The 17,639-nt window shown below is 59.0% G+C and carries 15 protein-coding genes; 11 read left to right on the plus strand and 4 right to left on the minus strand.

What is annotated here, in order from left to right:
• The first annotated feature begins 297 nt into the window (after positions 1-297).
• Genes flgB through flgE form a run of 4 tightly spaced genes read left to right on the plus strand, consistent with a single transcriptional unit; the run spans position 298 to position 3,226 of the window.
• Positions 298-705 (plus strand): flagellar basal body rod protein FlgB, encoded by a 408-nt coding sequence (flgB, locus tag ACMXYH_RS08100; protein ID WP_007980125.1) that lies wholly within the window; start codon positions 298-300, stop codon positions 703-705.
• A gap of 3 nt (positions 706-708) precedes the next feature.
• Entirely contained in the window at positions 709-1,152 is a 444-nt protein-coding gene (gene flgC, locus ACMXYH_RS08105; protein WP_007937507.1) for a flagellar basal body rod protein FlgC, read from the plus strand.
• 15 nt (positions 1,153-1,167) lie between these two features.
• A complete protein-coding gene (flgD, locus tag ACMXYH_RS08110; RefSeq protein WP_415766782.1) occupies positions 1,168-1,890 on the plus strand; it encodes a flagellar hook assembly protein FlgD in 723 nt (240 codons plus the stop codon).
• 31 nt (positions 1,891-1,921) lie between these two features.
• Positions 1,922-3,226 carry a flagellar hook protein FlgE gene (gene flgE / locus ACMXYH_RS08115; RefSeq protein WP_415766783.1) on the plus strand — a complete coding sequence of 435 codons (1,305 nt, stop codon included), beginning with the start codon at positions 1,922-1,924 and terminating at the stop codon, positions 3,224-3,226.
• Between the two features lie 251 nt (positions 3,227-3,477).
• On the opposite strand, the gene ACMXYH_RS08120 is transcribed toward flgE, so the two are convergent.
• Complete coding sequence (locus ACMXYH_RS08120; RefSeq protein ID WP_129437593.1) at positions 3,478-6,372, minus strand: ribonucleoside-diphosphate reductase subunit alpha; 2,895 nt, start codon at positions 6,370-6,372, stop codon at positions 3,478-3,480.
• Between the two features lie 739 nt (positions 6,373-7,111).
• Here ACMXYH_RS08120 and ACMXYH_RS08125 point away from each other — a divergent pair.
• Positions 7,112-7,825 carry a response regulator gene (locus ACMXYH_RS08125; RefSeq protein WP_415766784.1) on the plus strand — a complete coding sequence of 238 codons (714 nt, stop codon included), beginning with the start codon at positions 7,112-7,114 and terminating at the stop codon, positions 7,823-7,825.
• Entirely contained in the window at positions 7,822-9,432 is a 1,611-nt protein-coding gene (locus ACMXYH_RS08130; protein ID WP_415766785.1) for an ATP-binding protein, read from the plus strand. The genes ACMXYH_RS08125 and ACMXYH_RS08130 overlap by 4 nt, the downstream gene beginning before the upstream one ends.
• A 126-nt stretch (positions 9,433-9,558) precedes the next feature.
• Here ACMXYH_RS08130 and ACMXYH_RS08135 read toward each other — a convergent pair whose 3' ends face one another.
• Complete coding sequence (locus tag ACMXYH_RS08135) at positions 9,559-10,284, minus strand: 4'-phosphopantetheinyl transferase family protein (RefSeq protein ID WP_415766786.1); 726 nt, start codon at positions 10,282-10,284, stop codon at positions 9,559-9,561.
• Positions 10,285-10,381: 97 nt separating this feature from the next.
• Positions 10,382-11,173, minus strand: coding sequence for a dienelactone hydrolase family protein (locus ACMXYH_RS08140; protein WP_415766787.1), 792 nt, complete (start codon positions 11,171-11,173; stop codon positions 10,382-10,384).
• A gap of 144 nt (positions 11,174-11,317) precedes the next feature.
• On the opposite strand from ACMXYH_RS08140, the gene ACMXYH_RS08145 reads away from it, so the two are divergent.
• The 4 genes from ACMXYH_RS08145 (at position 11,318) to ACMXYH_RS08160 (ending at position 14,760) form a co-directional block, all read left to right on the plus strand.
• Entirely contained in the window at positions 11,318-11,920 is a 603-nt protein-coding gene (locus ACMXYH_RS08145) for a hypothetical protein (protein WP_415766788.1), read from the plus strand.
• A 116-nt stretch (positions 11,921-12,036) separates the two neighbouring features.
• On the plus strand, positions 12,037-12,714 hold the full coding sequence (locus ACMXYH_RS08150) for a response regulator (protein ID WP_008029360.1): 678 nt from the start codon (positions 12,037-12,039) through the stop codon (positions 12,712-12,714).
• Entirely contained in the window at positions 12,711-14,057 is a 1,347-nt protein-coding gene (locus ACMXYH_RS08155; RefSeq protein ID WP_129437583.1) for an ATP-binding protein, read from the plus strand. The genes ACMXYH_RS08150 and ACMXYH_RS08155 overlap by 4 nt, the downstream gene beginning before the upstream one ends.
• Before the next feature lie 448 nt (positions 14,058-14,505).
• Positions 14,506-14,760: a DUF6124 family protein gene (locus ACMXYH_RS08160; RefSeq protein WP_149631650.1), complete on the plus strand. Its 255-nt coding sequence runs from the start codon at positions 14,506-14,508 to the stop codon at positions 14,758-14,760.
• 108 nt (positions 14,761-14,868) lie between these two features.
• Here ACMXYH_RS08160 and ACMXYH_RS08165 read toward each other — a convergent pair whose 3' ends face one another.
• Positions 14,869-15,867 (minus strand): AraC family transcriptional regulator, encoded by a 999-nt coding sequence (locus ACMXYH_RS08165; protein ID WP_415766789.1) that lies wholly within the window; start codon positions 15,865-15,867, stop codon positions 14,869-14,871.
• A 339-nt stretch (positions 15,868-16,206) separates the two neighbouring features.
• On the opposite strand from ACMXYH_RS08165, the gene ACMXYH_RS08170 reads away from it, so the two are divergent.
• Positions 16,207-17,541, plus strand: a complete 1,335-nt coding sequence (locus tag ACMXYH_RS08170) for a dicarboxylate/amino acid:cation symporter (RefSeq protein ID WP_415766790.1) — start codon at positions 16,207-16,209, stop codon at positions 17,539-17,541.
• The last annotated feature ends 98 nt before the right edge of the window (positions 17,542-17,639 follow it).

Below are 17,639 nucleotides of genomic sequence, written 5' to 3' on the forward strand. Positions count from 1 at the left end.
CCTTTTTTTATGCCTGCCGCTTTGCATCACGTAGGAGCTGCCGAAGGCTGCGATCTTTTGATCTTGTTTTTTACGATCAAGATCAAAAGATCGCAGCCTTCGGCAGCTCCTACAGGGGGGCGGGTGCAATCCAGGAAAGCGGCAGAAAAGCGGCAGGCGGCGGAAATCGGTTGCCGCTTTTCTGGCATTGCCACGTTGCCACTGCCCGCAAAGCCCCAGTTTACGGGGTTTTTTGAATTGGCACGACGCTTGCTATGTCCCTGTTACGAAAAATCAGGTCACCCGAAGGTTTCCGACATGAGCATCAGCTTCGATAAAGCGCTCGGTATCCACGAACAAGCCCTGGGCTTCCGCGCTCAGCGTGCCGAAGTCCTGGCCAACAACATCGCCAACGCCGACACCCCGAACTACAAGGCTCGGGATCTGGACTTCTCGAAAGTGCTTGCCGAGCAGAACGAGAAGACCAAGAGCGGCACTTTCGCCTTGAACATGACCAACAGCCGTCATATCGAAGCCGAAGGCCTGGGCAATGGCGACGAATCGCTGCTGTATCGCACGCCGATGCAACCGTCGATCGACCAGAACACCGTGGACGCCCAGCTGGAACAGTCGAACTACGCGGAAAACGCGGTCAACTTCCAGGCCAGCTTCACCCTGCTCAACAGCAAATTCAAAGGGCTGGTGTCAGCCCTTCGTGGAGAGTAAGCCATGTCCCTATCCAGTGTTTTCAACATTGCCGGTAGCGGCATGAGTGCGCAAACCACTCGCTTGAACACCGTCGCCTCGAACATCGCCAACGCCGAAACCGTCTCGTCGAGCATCGACCAGACCTACCGTGCACGGCACCCGGTATTCGCCACCATGTTCCAGGGCGGCCAGAGCGGCGGCAGTGACTCGCTGTTTCAGAACCAGGACGCCGCCGGTCAAGGCGTGCAAGTGCTGGGCGTGGTCGAAGACCAAAGCAACCTTGAAGCGCGCTACGAGCCGAACCATCCGGCGGCCGATGCCAAGGGCTACGTCTACTACCCGAACGTCAACGTGGTGGAAGAAATGGCTGACATGATTTCCGCGAGCCGTTCGTTCCAGACCAACGCCGAAATGATGAACACCGCCAAAACCATGATGCAAAAGGTCCTGACCCTCGGTCAGTGATAAGGGGCGACTCAGATGAGTGTTACCGATACCACCAGTGGTTTGAGCCTCAAGGACATCCTGGCCAACTCCTCGATCAAGACCAGCACCACGACGGATGGCCTGGCGTCGGCGACGAATAGCGCCACCGGTAAAAAGGCCCTGGGCAAGGACGCGTTTCTGCAGTTGCTGGTAACGCAACTGAAAAACCAGAACCCGCTGGAACCGCAAGACAACGGTGCGTTCGTCGCCCAGTTGGCCCAGTTCAGCAGTCTGGAAGGTATCACCACGCTCAACGACACCGTCAGTGGCCTGGCGAGCAATTACAACTCGTCCCAGGCGTTGCAGGCGTCGTCGCTGGTCGGGCGTTCGGTTATTGCACCGGGCGGCACGGCGGTGGTCGATACCTCCAAGAGTTTCAGCGGCACCATTGCCGTACCGGCGTCGGTGGACCCGGTCAAGGTCAAGATCACCGATGCCGATGGCAAGGTTGTCCGCACCATCGACCTGGGCAGCGAAGTCGCCGGTACTTCCACTTTCATCTGGGACGGCAAAAACGACGCAGGCGAAGTGGCCAAGGCGGGTACCTATACCTTCGGCGCTACGGCGACCTACGACGGCAAGGCGACCTCGCTGGTGACGTACCTGCCGGCAACGGTCAACAGCGTGACCATCAGCCAGACAGGCGGTGAGTTGATGCTCAACCTAGCCGGGGCGGGCAGCATCGCGCTGTCCAAAGTACAAACTATTGGTATGTAGAGCCGACTAACACGGCACAAAGGAGTGGAATATGTCTTTCAATATCGGCCTTAGCGGTCTCTATGCAGCCAACAAACAACTGGACGTGACCGGCAACAACATCGCCAACGTCGCGACCACCGGTTTCAAATCGTCCCGTGCGGAATTCGAAGACGTTTACTCGGCCACCAAGCTGGGTTCCGGCAGCAAAACCATCGGTAACGGCGTGCGCCTGGCCAACGTTTCCCAGCAGTTCACCCAGGGCGACGTCAACAACACCGGCAATGTGCTGGACATGGGCATCAACGGTTCCGGCTTCTTCGTGCTGAGCGAGAATGGTTCGATGTCCTACACCCGTGCCGGTACGTTCAAGGTCGACAAAGACGGTTACGTTACCAACACCGATGGCTCTGCGCGTCTGCAGGGTTATGGCGTGGATGCCAATGGCAAGATCCTCAATGGCGTTTTGACTGACCTGCGCATCGATACGTCGAACCTGGCGCCAAAAAACACCTCCACGGTTTCGTCGACGATCAACCTGAACTCCACAGCTCCCATCATCAACCAGATTACCAATCCGTTTGACCCGTCCAAGGAAGCGTCCTTCACCAAGCAGTTCAGTACCCCTATTTACGATACCCAGGGTAACAAGCACGTCATGGACCAATTCATGGTCAAGACTGCTGACAACACCTGGAAGACCTACACCCTGATCGAGGGTCGCAACCCGGATGGCAGCGACCCTACTCTTACTCCTCCTGTCGCTTCGACCATGGCGTTCGATTCGTCAGGCAAACTGGTTTCCGTCACCACTCCAGCTGCCCCTTTGCCGATTGTCAGCCCTGACCTGAAAGTCACCGGCTGGATTCCGGGTACCGTGACCAATGGCGTGTGGACAGCCAACGGCGCTGCGTCCGGCGTCGTTACGGTCTCCATGGACAAAACCACGCAGTACAACGCTGACACCGCGCGTTCGATTCCTACGCAGAACGGCTACGCCACCGGCCAGATCACCAACCTGACCATCGACACCAGCGGTGTCATGCTGGCCAACTTCAGCAACAGCCAGACCAAGCCCATCGGCCAGATCTCGCTCGCCAGCTTCACCAACGAACAAGGTTTGCAGCCTGTAGGCGGCACCAGTTGGAAAGAAACCTACTCGTCGGGTATCCCGGGCTACGATGCGCCGAACACCGGTACCTTGGGCGAGATCCACTCCAACTCTCTGGAAGAGTCCAACGTCAACCTGACCAATGAACTGGTCGACCTGATCAAGGCACAGAGCAACTACCAGGCGAACGCCAAGACCATCTCGACTCAGAGCACCATCATGCAAACCATCATTCAGATGACCTGATGCGGGTTGGCTGAAAGCGCTGCACAAAGAGCCCCTCAATCGAGGGGCTTTTTTATGGCTGGCAAAAAGATCGCAGCCTCGTTTCACTCGACAGCTCCTACAGGAAATAGGGGGCCCCTGTAGGAGCTGTCGAGTGAAACGAGGCTGCGATCTTTTGATCTTGAAAGGCAGGCAAAAGAAAACCCCCGACAATCCAGAGGACCGATCGGGGGTTATCCAGGTAAGCGCCTTTCAGCGCTCACCGGCTCAGCTTATTGGCAAGCTTCGCAATCCGGCTCGTCGATGGCGCAAGCCTTCGGCACTGGAGCAGGGCCGGCAGGCGCTGCCAGGACCGAATCTTCACCGTGGTTGCCGCCGCTGGAAACAGCGTTCAGCTTGCCGGTGTTGATGGTCGATTTCTCGGTGCTGGTTGCGGCCAGGGCACGGAGGTAGTAAGTGGTTTTCAGACCACGGTACCAGGCCATGCGGTAGGTCACGTCCAGCTTTTTGCCCGATGCGCCGGCGATGTACAGGTTCAGCGATTGAGCCTGGTCGATCCACTTCTGACGACGGCTTGCCGCGTCAACGATCCACTTGGTGTCCACTTCGAAAGCGGTCGCGTAGAGCTCTTTGAGTTCTTGCGGGATGCGCTCGATCTGTTGCACCGAACCGTCGTAGTACTTCAGGTCGTTGATCATGACCGAGTCCCACAGACCGCGAGCCTTCAGGTCGCGAACCAGGTACGGGTTGATCACGGTGAATTCGCCCGACAGGTTCGATTTCACGTAGAGGTTCTGGTAGGTCGGTTCGATCGACTGCGATACGCCAGTGATGTTGGCGATGGTCGCGGTCGGTGCGATGGCCATGATGTTGGAGTTACGAATGCCTTTCTGCACACGGGCACGAACCGGTGCCCAGTCCAGGGATTCGTTCAGGTCAACGTCAATGTACTTCTGGCCACGTTGCTCGATCAGGATCTGTTGCGAATCCAGCGGCAGGATGCCTTTGGACCACAGCGAACCCTGGAACGTCTCGTAGGCGCCGCGCTCGTCGGCCAGGTCGCAGGAAGCCTGGATCGCGTAGTAGCTGACCGCTTCCATCGACTTGTCGGCGAACTCGACGGCAGCGTCGGAACCGTAAGGAATGTGCTGCAGGTACAGCGCGTCCTGGAAGCCCATGATGCCCAGACCGACCGGACGGTGCTTGAAGTTGGAGTTCTTCGCTTGTGGCACCGAGTAGTAGTTGATGTCGATAACGTTATCGAGCATGCGAACGGCGGTGTTCACGGTGCGTTCCAGCTTGGCGGTGTCCAGCTTGCCGTTGGTGATGTGGTTCGGCAGGTTGATCGAGCCCAGGTTGCAAACGGCGATCTCGTCCTTGTTGGTGTTCAAGGTGATCTCGGTGCACAGGTTCGAGCTGTGAACCACGCCGACGTGCTGCTGCGGGCTGCGCAGGTTGCACGGGTCTTTGAAGGTCAGCCATGGGTGGCCGGTTTCAAACAGCATGGACAGCATTTTGCGCCACAGGTCTTTGGCCTGGATGGTCTTGAACAGCTTGATCTTGCCCGGGTACTCGGACAGGGCTTCGTAGTACTCGTAACGCTCTTCGAAGGCCTTGCCGGTCAGGTCGTGCAGGTCTGGAACTTCGGACGGCGAGAACAGGGTCCACTTGCCGTCATCGAAGACGCGCTTCATGAACAGGTCAGGGATCCAGTTGGCCGTGTTCATGTCGTGGGTACGACGACGATCATCACCGGTGTTCTTACGGAGTTCGATGAACTCTTCGATGTCCATGTGCCAGGTTTCCAGGTAGGCACAGACAGCGCCTTTGCGCTTGCCACCCTGGTTAACGGCGACGGCGGTGTCGTTCACGACTTTCAGGAACGGAACAACGCCCTGGGATTTGCCGTTGGTGCCCTTGATGTACGAACCGAGTGCACGAACCGGGGTCCAGTCGTTGCCCAGGCCGCCCGCAAATTTCGACAACATGGCGTTGTCGTGGATCGCGTGGTAGATGCCCGACAGGTCATCCGGCACGGTGGTCAGGTAGCAGCTCGACAGCTGTGGACGCAGAGTGCCGGCGTTGAACAGGGTCGGGGTCGAGGACATGTAGTCGAAGGACGACAACAGGTTGTAGAACTCGATTGCACGGTCTTCTTTGTTCTTCTCTTCGATCGCCAGGCCCATGGCCACGCGCATGAAGAAGATTTGCGGCAGTTCGAAGCGGATACCGTCCTTGTGGATGAAGTAACGGTCGTACAGGGTTTGCAGGCCCAGGTACGTGAACTGCTGATCGCGCTCGTGGTTGATCGCCTTGCCGAGTTTTTCCAGGTCGAAGGTCGCCAGGATCGGGTTCAGCAATTCGAATTCGATACCCTTGGCGATGTACGAAGGCAAGGCCTTGGCGTACAGGTCGACCATTTCGTGGTGGGTCGCGCTTTCGGCGACTTCCAGGAAGCTCAGGCCTTCGGCACGCAAGGTGTCCATCAGCAGGCGAGCGGTCACGAACGAGTAGTTCGGTTCACGCTCAACCAGGGTACGGGCGGTCATCACCAAAGCGGTGTTGACGTCGGTCAGGGCCACGCCGTCGTACAGGTTTTTCAGGGTTTCACGCTGGATCAGGTCGCCGTCGACTTCTGCAAGGCCTTCGCACGCTTCGGTGACGATGGTGTTCAGGCGGCCCATGTCCAGAGGAGCAAAGGTGCCATCGGCGCGGGTGATGCGGATCGACGGATGAGCGTTGACGGCTTCTTCGGCCGGTGCGTGGGCGGCGCGTTCTTTCGAACGACCGTCACGGTAGATCACGTAGTCGCGCGCCACTTTCTGCTCGCCGGCACGCATCAGGGCCAGTTCGACCTGGTCCTGGATTTCTTCGATGTGGATCGTGCCGCCCGAGGGCATGCGACGCTTGAAGGTCGCGGTGACTTGTTCGGTCAGACGGGCAACGGTGTCGTGGATTCGCGACGAAGCGGCAGCGGTGCCGCCCTCAACTGCGAGAAACGCTTTGGTGATAGCGACGGTGATCTTGTCATCGGTGTAAGGAACGACAGTGCCGTTACGCTTGATCACGCGCAGCTGGCCAGGCGCGGTGGCGGACAGATCCGAAGTCGAATCAGCGGCCTGCGGCAAGGTGCCCTGCGGGTTCTCGCGAGTTGTGTCGGTTTGCATGGGGGGTTGTCTCCACATTCTCTATGTTTGTTTGGGCACCATCACGGTGCCCACCGTTCCGTCCTGAAGCACTACAACCGGCGAGGGGCCGGGCATACCAACTTCGGGACAGATCAGGAAGGGGCAATTGGGGCGCCGCTTCCATGCCGAAGTCTTTAGTCCCAGGCCTTGAACCTGAAACCGGGATCCTTTTGGGTGACAGTAATTGACTGCAACACCCGTACCGTTAACGCCGTTTTCGGCTCAAAAACAGTAGCCATCCGCACGCGCGGTTTGGTCTTTCGAAAATACGTTTGGTTCAACCGGAAAGAGGCAATAAAAGCGCTTGAAATCGGTATCCGGTTTGTGTTTGGTTTTTGGCGTAAAACCCTACATGTAGGGTTTTTTTCGCGACGAGGTACAAGATAATGCGTTTTGGAGGGTGTTGCAACGTACTACCTGTGGATAAACCTGTGCGTAAATTGTGTGTGAAACGTGGAACGAGCGTGTAGGCCGCGACCTAGCTGGAGCGGACCGTTTTTCACTGATTTTCACCGATTGAAAACAGTCGCTCGGGTTTTTAAGGGCGCGAACCCTATCACAAAAATCCGGGTTGTCCGAACGCATTTACCGGCTTGTGTTCTCGGCGGGCGGCGTTTATACAATCGGCCAGTGCGTACGCATTCTTATCCTCCCCAATCATTACAAAAAGACGGGTGGATCCTTCCTTATTAAGTGTTGTTGGCAAGCAGAGGTCACCGTGGAGCAAGAAGCCTGGCAGGTATTGATTGTGGAGGACGACCAGCGTCTGGCCGAACTGACCCGCGATTACCTGGAAGCCAATGGCCTACGCGTATCGATCGAGGGCAACGGCGCCTTGGCCGCGGCCCGCATCATCAAGGAGAAACCGGACCTGGTGATCCTCGACCTCATGTTGCCGGGCGAAGATGGCCTGAGCATCTGCCGCAAGGTCCGCGACAAGTATGACGGCCCGATCCTGATGCTCACTGCCCGCTCCGACGACACCGATCAGATTCTTGGCCTGGACCTGGGTGCCGACGACTACGTGTGCAAACCGGTTCGCCCACGCCTGCTGCTGGCGCGCATCCAGGCCCTGTTGCGACGCAGTGAAGCCCCTGAAGTGGCGCCGGAAAAACAACGGCGTCTGCAGTTCGGGCCGCTGGTAGTGGACAACGCATTGCGCGAAGCCTGGCTGAATGACAACGGCATCGAACTGACCAGTGCCGAGTTCGACTTGCTCTGGCTGTTGGTCGCCAACGCCGGGCGCATCCTGTCCCGGGAAGAGATTTTCACCGCACTGCGTGGCATTGGCTATGACGGCCAGGACCGTTCCATCGACGTGCGCATTTCACGCATCCGTCCGAAAATCGGCGACGACCCGGAGCATCCACGACTGATCAAGACCATCCGCAGCAAAGGTTATCTGTTCGTTCCGGAAGCCTGCACCCTGTGAACTCGATCTTCCTGCGCATCTACGGCGGCATGTGCGCGGCGCTGATTCTGGTCGCCGTACTCGGCGTGCTGGCCTTGCACCTGCTTAACCAGGTGCGCGGCGAGCAATACCGCGAACGCCTCGCCCACGGCACGTTCTCGCTGATGGCCGACAATCTGAACCCGATGAACGAAACCGAGCGGCACCGGGCCTTGCTGGTGTGGGAGCGTTTGCTGGGCATTCCGTTGGCGCTGAAAACCTTTGCACAAACCGACCTCGACCTCACCCAGCGCACCCGAGTGCTCCGCGGTCAGGCGCTGGTGGAGCAGACCGGTCCGCATGCAGCGAAGGTGTATCGACTGGTCAGCGACAAGGAACAGCTGGTGCTGACCGGTGAAGTCCAACAGATCAGCGAACAACTGGCCCGGGCGACTATTTACCTGCTGGCCGACGAACTGGTGCGCTACCCGGTGGCCGAGCAACCCGAGCGCCTGGCGCAGTTGAAGCGCGATAAAGGGTTTGGTTTCGACTTGCGGCTGGTGACGATCGAACAGGCGGACATGGACGAGGACCAGAGTCGCCGGGTGTCCGAGGGCGACACGGTGATGGCGCTGGGCAAGGGCGGCGATTCGATCCGGGTGTTTGCCGGCATGGTCGGTACGCCGTGGGTGCTGGAAATTGGCCCGTTGTATCAGATGAATCCTTATCCGCCGGAGTGGCTGGTGCTGATCGCCGCCCTGGGTTTGAGTCTGATCGGTTTGATCGTCTATTTGTTGGTGCGCCAACTTGAGCGCCGCTTGCGTGGCCTGGAAGCGGCCGCCACGCGCATCGCCAAGGGCAGCCTGGAAACCCGCGTGCCGGCACGCGGCGCGGACTCGGTGGGACGGCTGGCCTCGGCGTTCAACGGCATGGCCGAGCACTTGCAGCAACTGCTGGCGATTCAGCGTGAGCTGGTGCGCGCCGTGTCTCATGAGCTGCGCACACCCGTGGCGCGGTTGCGTTTTGGTCTGGAAATGATCGGCTCGGCCACCACGCCGCAGGCGTTGGAAAAATACTGTGAAGGCATGGACCACGACATCGAGGATCTCGATCGACTGGTGGACGAGATGCTCACCTACGCACGACTGGAGCAGGGTTCACCGGCGCTGAACTTTCAGCGGATCGATCTGGATGCGTTGGTCAATCAGGTGATCGAAGAACTGGCGCCGTTACGCGCCGAGGTCACGGTCCGGCGCGGTTTGTGTTTGTCCGCCGCTGACAACGACGACGCCTGGGTCGAGGCCGAGCCGCGTTACCTGCACCGGGCGTTGCAGAATCTGGTGAGCAATGCCATGCGCCACGCTCAATCACGGGTGACCGTCAGCTATCAGGTCGGGCAGCAGCGCTGTCGGGTGGATGTCGAGGATGACGGGCCGGGCGTACCGGAAACAGCCTGGGAGAAGATTTTTACACCATTCCTGCGCCTCGATGACAGTCGCACCCGCGCCTCCGGTGGGCATGGGTTGGGGCTGTCCATCGTGCGGCGAATCATCCATTGGCATGATGGCCGGGCGTTGATCAGCAAGAGCAAGAGTTTGGGGGGGGCGTGTTTCAGCCTGAGCTGGCCGAGGAATCAGGAGAAGCGGTGAGATTGTTGGTGTCTGTTCTGGCCTCATCGCGAGCAAGCTCGCTCCCACAGGGGGTTGTGGTGTTGCATAGATCCAATGTGGGAGCGAGCTTGCTCGCGATGGGGCCCTCACAGACGCTATAAATATTCAGGCCTTGATGCTGACCAGACTCAGCAACTGCCCATCCACCACCCCGAACTGCGCATCCAGCTCAGTGCCATTGCGCCATTCGCTGGACAAATCAGTCAGCAGCCGCAGCCGCACTTCACCGCTTTCCGCCCACTCCAGAACTTCGGCATGTTCAAAATAAAAGCGCTGCTGAACGATCGGATACAGCGCCTTGAACAGGCTTTCCTTCACCGAAAACGTCAGGGTCACCAGCATCGCCAACTGATCGCGACGGCCAGCGGTCATGCGTTGCAACTCGGGCGGGGTGAGGATTTCCCCGGCCAGTCGTTCGGCCCGTTCAGGGTTGAGCAGGTTTTCCAGATCCATTCCCAGGCCGCGCCAGTGGGTTTTCTTCGCGACAATCGCCGAGGCCCGGCCGGTGCTGTGGGTGATCGAGCCCGTGATGTGCGTCGGCCATACCGGTGCCCGGTCCTCGCCGATGGCCGGGATGAAGCTCAGCCCTTCCAACTGTTGTAACGCAGCCCGAGCGCAAACCCGCCCGGCGAGGAACTCCGCCTGACGCTTGGCGACCGAACGCTGGATGGTGGGCGGTGGCTCGATGGCGCTGCGCTGGAAATCATCGCTGGCCAGTTGCGAGGTATCGAAGTGAGTGCTCAACAGCACCGTATCCGGCAGCGCAAACGGCAGCGGCCAATGGGCATCGAGTGGAGTGCAGCAGACGGGGAGGGCGGGGGCGCGATTCATGTGGGGCATTTTGCCGGGTTGCTCTCAGGCTGGGTAGTACAAAGCTTTGGATTGGCGTCGCGGCGATCCGACGATGGCCGCGCCGCGGTCTACCTGATCAACCAAAAATCTTCTTGAAAAACGCCTGCATATCCGCCCAGGATTTTTCATCCGCCGCCTTGCTGTAGCCAATATCCGGCCCTGCATGATCACCATGGCTCAGGCGATCCGCATCAGGGTTGCTGAACCCATGCTTGGCGCCTTCCAGGCTGACGAACTTATAGTCAGCCCCGGCCTTGTCCATTTCAGCCTTGAACGCTGCAACGTTATCCGGCGTGACCATGCTGTCCATCGCCCCATGCTCAACAAGAATTTTCGCTTTCACGCTGCCAGGCGTTGCAGGCGTGTTAGTCGCCAGCGCACCGTGAAAACTCACCACGCCCGCCAGCGGCAAGCCCTGACGTGCCGCATTCAGCACTACGCCGCCGCCGAAGCAATAACCGATAGCGGCGATTTTGTTCGGGTCGGTTTGCGGTTGTTTCTTCAGCAGATCGAGCCCGGCCTGAAAGCGCACGCTCGCCGCGGCACTGTCTTTCAACGCTGCCTGCATGAAGGCCATGGCATCCTTGGGATGTTCGGTGTTTTTGCCATCGCCATACATGTCGATGGCCAGCGCGCTGTAACCCAGACCGGCGAGGTCACGGGCGCGACGCTTGGTGTAGTCGTTGAGCCCCCACCATTCGTGCACCACCACAACGCCAGGGCGTGCGCCTTTGATGGCGTCGTCATAGACGAAGTAGCCGATCATCTTGGTGCCGTCAGCACTTTGATAGGGGATTTCCTGAGTCTTGATCGCGGCTTGGCTGAGCCCGCTCAAGGCCAGTAATACGAGGGCGAGGAAAATACGCATCGTCGGATCTCCTGCAAAAGTTATCAAAACAGCCTAGTCGATTTGATTCAGCTCAGGTTCAGAGTGCGTTCAGGGGGAGTTCAGGGCCGGGTGAGTAACCTTGCCCCGTACCCAAATAGCACATAGCGCATAAGGAACTCCCCTATGACTGGCTTCAAAAAACTGCTTCTGGCTTTCACTGTCCTGAGCGGGAGTACCGCGGCTTTCGCTTCCGACGACAATTTCGCCAGCCTTACTTTTGGACAGACCAGCGACAAGGTCAAAAAGTCTCACGCCCTGAACGACAATCTCAACCACCCGAACGCAGACGGCGTGATCGGCAAGGACAATACCTGGGGTGTGCGTCTAGGCCAGCAAAACAGCCAGGGCCGCTACTACGCCACCTACGACAACGTGTCGGGCTCACACAATGGCATTAAACTGCGTCAGGAAAACCTCCTGGGCAGCTACGATCTGTTCTACCCGGTGGGCGGCAGCACCAAACTGTTCGGCGGCGCCACGGCCGGTTTGACCAAAATGACTCAGGAGTCGCCAGGCTTCAGCCGCGACAGCGACATCGGTTACGCCATCGGCGGCCAGTTGGGTGTCCTGCAACAGGTTTCGCAAAATACCTCGGTGGAACTGGGTTACCGTTACCTGCGCAGCAACGCCAGCACCGAGATGAGCGAGCGCGGTGGCAGCAAACAGGGTTCGCTGGACCTGACCAGCAGCGCCCAGACCTACCTGTCGGCGAACTACGCTTTCTAAGAAGCGCGTCCGAAAAGGCCTGCGCCGGATCAATCCAAAAGACTGATCCGGCGTCGCCATGTTAGCCATCGAGGTACGCATGCCTCTGGAGATGATGATTTGCCTGGGAGAGCGTTATGAAACTGCTGGTCGTCGAAGATGAAGCGCTGTTGCGCCATCACCTGCAAACCCGCCTGACGGACAGCGGCCACGTGGTCGAGTCCGTGGCCAATGCCGAAGAGGCGCTGTACCAGACTGAGCAGTTCAACCATGACCTGGCGGTGATCGACCTCGGCCTGCCGGGCATGGGCGGGCTCGACCTGATTCGTCAACTGCGCTCGCGCGGCAAGACGTTCCCGATCCTGATCCTCACCGCCCGCGGCAACTGGCAGGACAAGGTCGAAGGCCTCGCCGCCGGCGCCGACGATTACGTGGTCAAGCCGTTCCAGTTCGAAGAACTCGATGCGCGCCTGAATGCCTTGCTGCGCCGCTCCAGCGGTTTCACCCAGTCGACCATCGTCGCCGGGCCGTTGCTGCTGGACCTCAATCGCAAACAGGCGTCCCTCGATGAACAGCCGCTGGCGCTGACCGCTTACGAGTATCGGATCCTCGAGTACCTGATGCGGCATCACCAGCAAGTGGTGGCCAAGGACCGCTTGATGGAGCAGCTCTACCCGGACGACGACGAGCGCGATCCGAACGTGATCGAAGTGTTGGTCGGCCGTCTGCGCCGCAAACTTGAAGGTCCGGCCGGCTTCAAACCGATCGATACCGTGCGTGGCCTCGGCTACCTGTTCAATGAGCGCTGCACTTGATTCGTTCCCTTCGTGTCCGTTTGATGCTCGCCGCCACGATCCTGGCGGTGTTGTTCATGCTGGCGTTGCTGCCGGCGATGCAGGGCGCGTTCAGCCTGGCGTTGCAGGACTCGATCGAACAACGCCTGGCGTCGGACGTCACCACGCTGATCTCCGCTGCGCGGGTGGAAAATAACACCCTGCAAATGCCGGCGCAGTTGCCCGACGAGCGCTTCAACCTGACCGACAGCCGTTTGCTCGGCTACATCTACGACCGCGAAGCTCACTTGGTGTGGCGTTCGAAAGCCACCCGCGAAGAGAAGATCAACTACAAACCGCGTTACGACGGACGCGGCAACGAGTTCGCCCGAATTCGCGAGGCCGACGGTCAGGAATTCTTCGTCTACGACGTCGAAGTCAAACTGCTCGGCGGTAAAAGCGCGGCGTTCAGCATCGTCGCGCTGCAACCGGTACGTGAGTACGAAGCCACCCTCGAGGGCCTGCGGGAAAACCTCTACCTCGGATTCGGTGCCGCCTTGCTGGTGTTGCTCGCGCTGCTGTGGATCGGTTTGACCTGGGGCTTGCAGGCGTTGCGCCGGCTCAGTCAGGAACTGGACGAGATCGAAAGCGGCACCCGCGAAAGCCTCAGCGAACAACACCCGCGCGAACTGCTGCGCCTGACCGGCTCCCTCAACCGCTTACTGCACAGCGAGCGTGAACAGCGCAGCCGTTATCGCGATTCCCTCGACGACCTGGCCCACAGCCTGAAAACCCCGCTGACCGTGCTGCAAGGCGTCAGCGAAGACATGGCCCAGCGCCCGGCCGATCGTAATCAGGCCTGGGTGCTGCAAACCCAGATCGAACGCATGAGTCAGCAGATCAGCTATCAACTGCAACGCGCCAGCCTGCGCAAAAGCGGCCTGGTACGCCATCAGGTACGCCTGCGCCCGGTGCTGCAAAGCCTGTGCGACACGCTGGACAAGGTCTACCGCGACAAACGCGTGCGCGTCGCCTTCGATCTGCCAGACCCGTGTTACGTGCCAATCGAGCAGGGCGCCTTGTTGGAAATGATGGGCAACCTGCTGGAAAACGCCTATCGCCTGTGCCTCGGCGAAGTGCGCATTAGCGTGCGTGAAAGCCTTGGCGGGGTTGAGTTGTGTGTCGAGGATGATGGGCCGGGCGTGCCACCGGATCAGCGGGCGCGGATTCTGCAAAGGGGCGAGCGGCTGGATCGGCAGCATCCGGGGCAGGGGATTGGGTTGGCGGTGGTCAAGGACATTATTGAAAGCTACAGCGCGAAGCTGACGCTGGGGGACTCGCCCATGGGTGGGGCGGCGTTTCGGATTCATTTTCCGGTGGTTTGATGGTGTTCTTACGGGCCTCTTCGCGAGCAAGCCCGCTCCCACATTCGATCGCATTTCTCCTGAATAACTCGTTCAAATGTGGGAGCGGGCTTGCTCGCGAAGAGGCCCGTGTAAGCAATGAAATAGTTAGTGTTTAAAACACATCTCCAGACACTCACGCAGGCTACACATCCTTGCGCCGCTGCCTACGACTACGCCAGAATCCGCCGGCTTGTGCGCCTTGGGTCTGGGGCTCTATCGTTTCCCTGTCGCTGACCATCAGCGATCGGGTTTAGCAGCTCGGGTCATCTCTAGACGTACAGCGTCCGCCGTAGATGTTATGGCGGCTTTGCGTGGGGCACTTCGGTGCGCCGGGTTCTAGAGTCCTGGTCTGCTAACCCGCGTACAGCCGCCACCCCTTTTTCGTTTAGCAGCGATGCGTAGCGGCTCCATTACTCTAGGAGCTCAAATGTTCAAGATCACCCCCAATCCGCCTGAAACCCCGCGCACACCCAGCACGATGTTCATCGTCAACCCGGAGCTCGATACCGAAACCCTGCTGGCCCATGCGTGCGAGTCGCTGGCCTCGGCCAATGTCATGACCATGGATCTCGCGGATCATATGGAGGGGACGAGTCGCAATTCGCTGTTGGGCATTGCGCAAATCATCATGCTGGGTGAACTGGCGGTGAATCGGGCGCTGGATAGGCTCGATCTTCAGTAGTAGCGGTAGATCAAAAGATCGCAGCCTCGTTTCACTCGACAGCTCCTACAGGTGTACGCCAAACCCCGTAGGAGCTGTCGAGTGAAACGAGGCTGCGATCTTTTGATCTTAATTCTCTTGCGCGCGGTAGGCCCCAGGCGTCAACCCGGTCCATTTCTTGAACGCCCGATGAAACGCCGAAGGCTCTGAAAACCCCAGTTGCTCGGCAATCTGCTGCAACGACAGGTCCGCACGCCCCAGGTGATAAATCGCAATGTCCCGGCGCAACTGGTCCTTCAACTCCTGAAAACTCGACCCTTCTTCACGCAAATGCCGACGCAAGGTCTGCGGGCTGATGTGCAAGTGCGCGGCCACCGCTTCCAGGTCCGGCCAGTGTGAACTGTCGCGGCTGAGCAACCTTCGCAACTGGCTGCTCAAACTGTCACCGTCATCCGGGCGCGACAACAGGTCGGCGGGGGAGCGTTCGAGGAAATGTTTGAGCGTCCGTTCGTCCTGCAGCAGTGGCATGTTCAAGTAGCGACTGTGAAACAACAGGCTGCTCTGAGCCGTGGAAAAGGCCATGGGGCAGGGGAATAGCAAATCGTACTCGGCGCCGTGCTCGGGCCTTGGGTAGCTGAACGTCGCCTGTTCCAGCCGAATGCGCTGGCCGATCAGCCAGCTGCCGAGTCGATGCCACACCATCAGCTGGCTCTCGGTGAGGAAGTGGTCCGGGTCGCGGAACTGCGAATCGTCGAGGCTGAGGCGAATCATGTCGTCTTCGCGGGTCAGGGTCAGACGCGGGCTGTCGGGGAACAAGCCATAGAACAATATGCCGCGGTGGAGGGCTTTCTCCAGATTGCGGCAGTGGATCACCGCATGGCACATCATCGCGAAACTGCCGGTTTTGCTCGGGACCGGCCCGAAGCCCAGGTATTCGTCGTCCAGTGCCAGCCACAGTCCCTGGATCAATCGGGTGAACTGTTCAGGCGCGATTCTCGCTCGTGGCTCTTCAAGCAACTCCGGGCTGATGCCGAGTTGTTGCAGCAAATTTGAATAGTCATAACCCAGCCGGCGTGCGCCACCGAGGGCGGCACGGGCGAAATGACTGGCGATGGTGCGTTCGCGCATAGAAGGCAGGTCCGTCCATTGAACGGCGGATGGTAGCCGTGGTGCCTGATGATGAACAAGGCGGATATCCGCCAATTTGTAGGACGAGGTCTGGTCGATGGGCGGAAATCCGCCACTTTGCCGTAACCGTTTGGTGACAAAGAAAAACCTGCAACCCTTGATGTCAAAAGGCTTGATGGCGATTTGAAGAAGGTGGCACGGGCCTTGCGATACAACCCGCAGATGCCTGCCGTTGCGCAGCTCGACAAAACAAATCCCTCCAGTGCAGGAGGGTTCGCAATTGAAGTGTCTTGGGCAACAGATGGATGTTGTCACCGGGCACTCTTGAGGAACTTTGCAATGACGACTCGTCAGCCACTGTACAAATCCCTGTATTTCCAGGTGATCGTTGCTATTGCCATCGGCATCCTGCTCGGTCACTTCTACCCGCAGACCGGTGTAGCCCTCAAGCCGCTGGGTGACGGGTTCATCAAACTGATCAAAATGATCATCGCCCCGATCATCTTCTGCACCGTCGTCAGCGGTATCGCGGGCATGCAGAACATGAAGTCGGTCGGCAAGACCGGCGGTTACGCGCTGCTCTACTTCGAAATCGTTTCGACCATTGCATTGTTGGTCGGTCTGGTGGTGGTCAATATCGTGCAGCCGGGTGCTGGCATGCACATCGACGTCACTACGCTGGATGCCTCCAAAGTCGCTGCTTATGTAGCGGCCGGTGCTGATCAAAGCGTTGTTGGCTTCCTGTTGAACGTGATCCCGTCCACCATCGTCGGCGCGTTCGCCACAGGCGATATCCTGCAAGTGCTGATGTTCTCGGTGATCTTCGGTTTCGCCCTGCATCGCCTGGGTGCCTACGGCAAGCCGATCCTGGACTTCATCGATCGCTTCGCTCACGTGATGTTCAACATCATCAACATGATCATGAAACTCGCGCCACTCGGTGCCTTCGGTGCCATGGCGTTCACCATCGGTGCCTACGGTGTGGGTTCGCTGGTGCAACTGGGCCAGTTGATGTTGTGCTTCTACATCACTTGCCTGTTGTTCGTTCTGGTGGTGCTGGGCGGTATCGCTCGCGCTCACGGCTTCAGCGTGTTGAAAGTGATCCGCTACATCCGTGAAGAACTGCTGATCGTGCTGGGTACTTCTTCTTCGGAATCGGTACTGCCACGCATGCTGATCAAGATGGAACGTCTGGGCGCGCAGAAATCCGTTGTGGGTCTGGTGATCCCGACCGGTTACTCGTTCAACCTCGACGGTACGGCGATCTACCTGACCATGGCAGCGGTGTTCATTGCTCAGGCAACCGACACCCACATGGACATCACTCACCAGATCACCCTGCTGGTGGTGTTGCTGCTGTCCTCCAAAGGCGCCGCCGGTGTGACCGGTAGTGGCTTCATCGTGTTGGCGGCCACCTTGTCCGCTGTTGGCCACTTGCCGGTTGCCGGCCTGGCGCTGATCCTCGGTATCGACCGCTTCATGTCCGAAGCCCGTGCCCTGACCAACCTGGTCGGTAACGCTGTTGCCACCCTGGTTGTCGCCAAGTGGGTCAAGGAACTGGACACCGACGTGATGCACGCGGAACTGGCTTCTGGCGGTCGCGGTATCTCCGACGAACGCGTTGAAGACGACCTGGGCGTGGCCGAAGGCCCAACCCCAAGCAACGTCAAGTAAGACGGCTGCACTGAAAAAACCCGCTTCGGCGGGTTTTTTCATGCCTGGGATTTGAGCGCAACGGTCAGCGCAACTGATGCATAAGGTGATTGCTGCAA

This window comes from Pseudomonas frigoris (assembly GCF_047758635.1).
Taxonomy (GTDB): Bacteria; Pseudomonadota; Gammaproteobacteria; order Pseudomonadales; family Pseudomonadaceae; genus Aquipseudomonas; species Aquipseudomonas frigoris.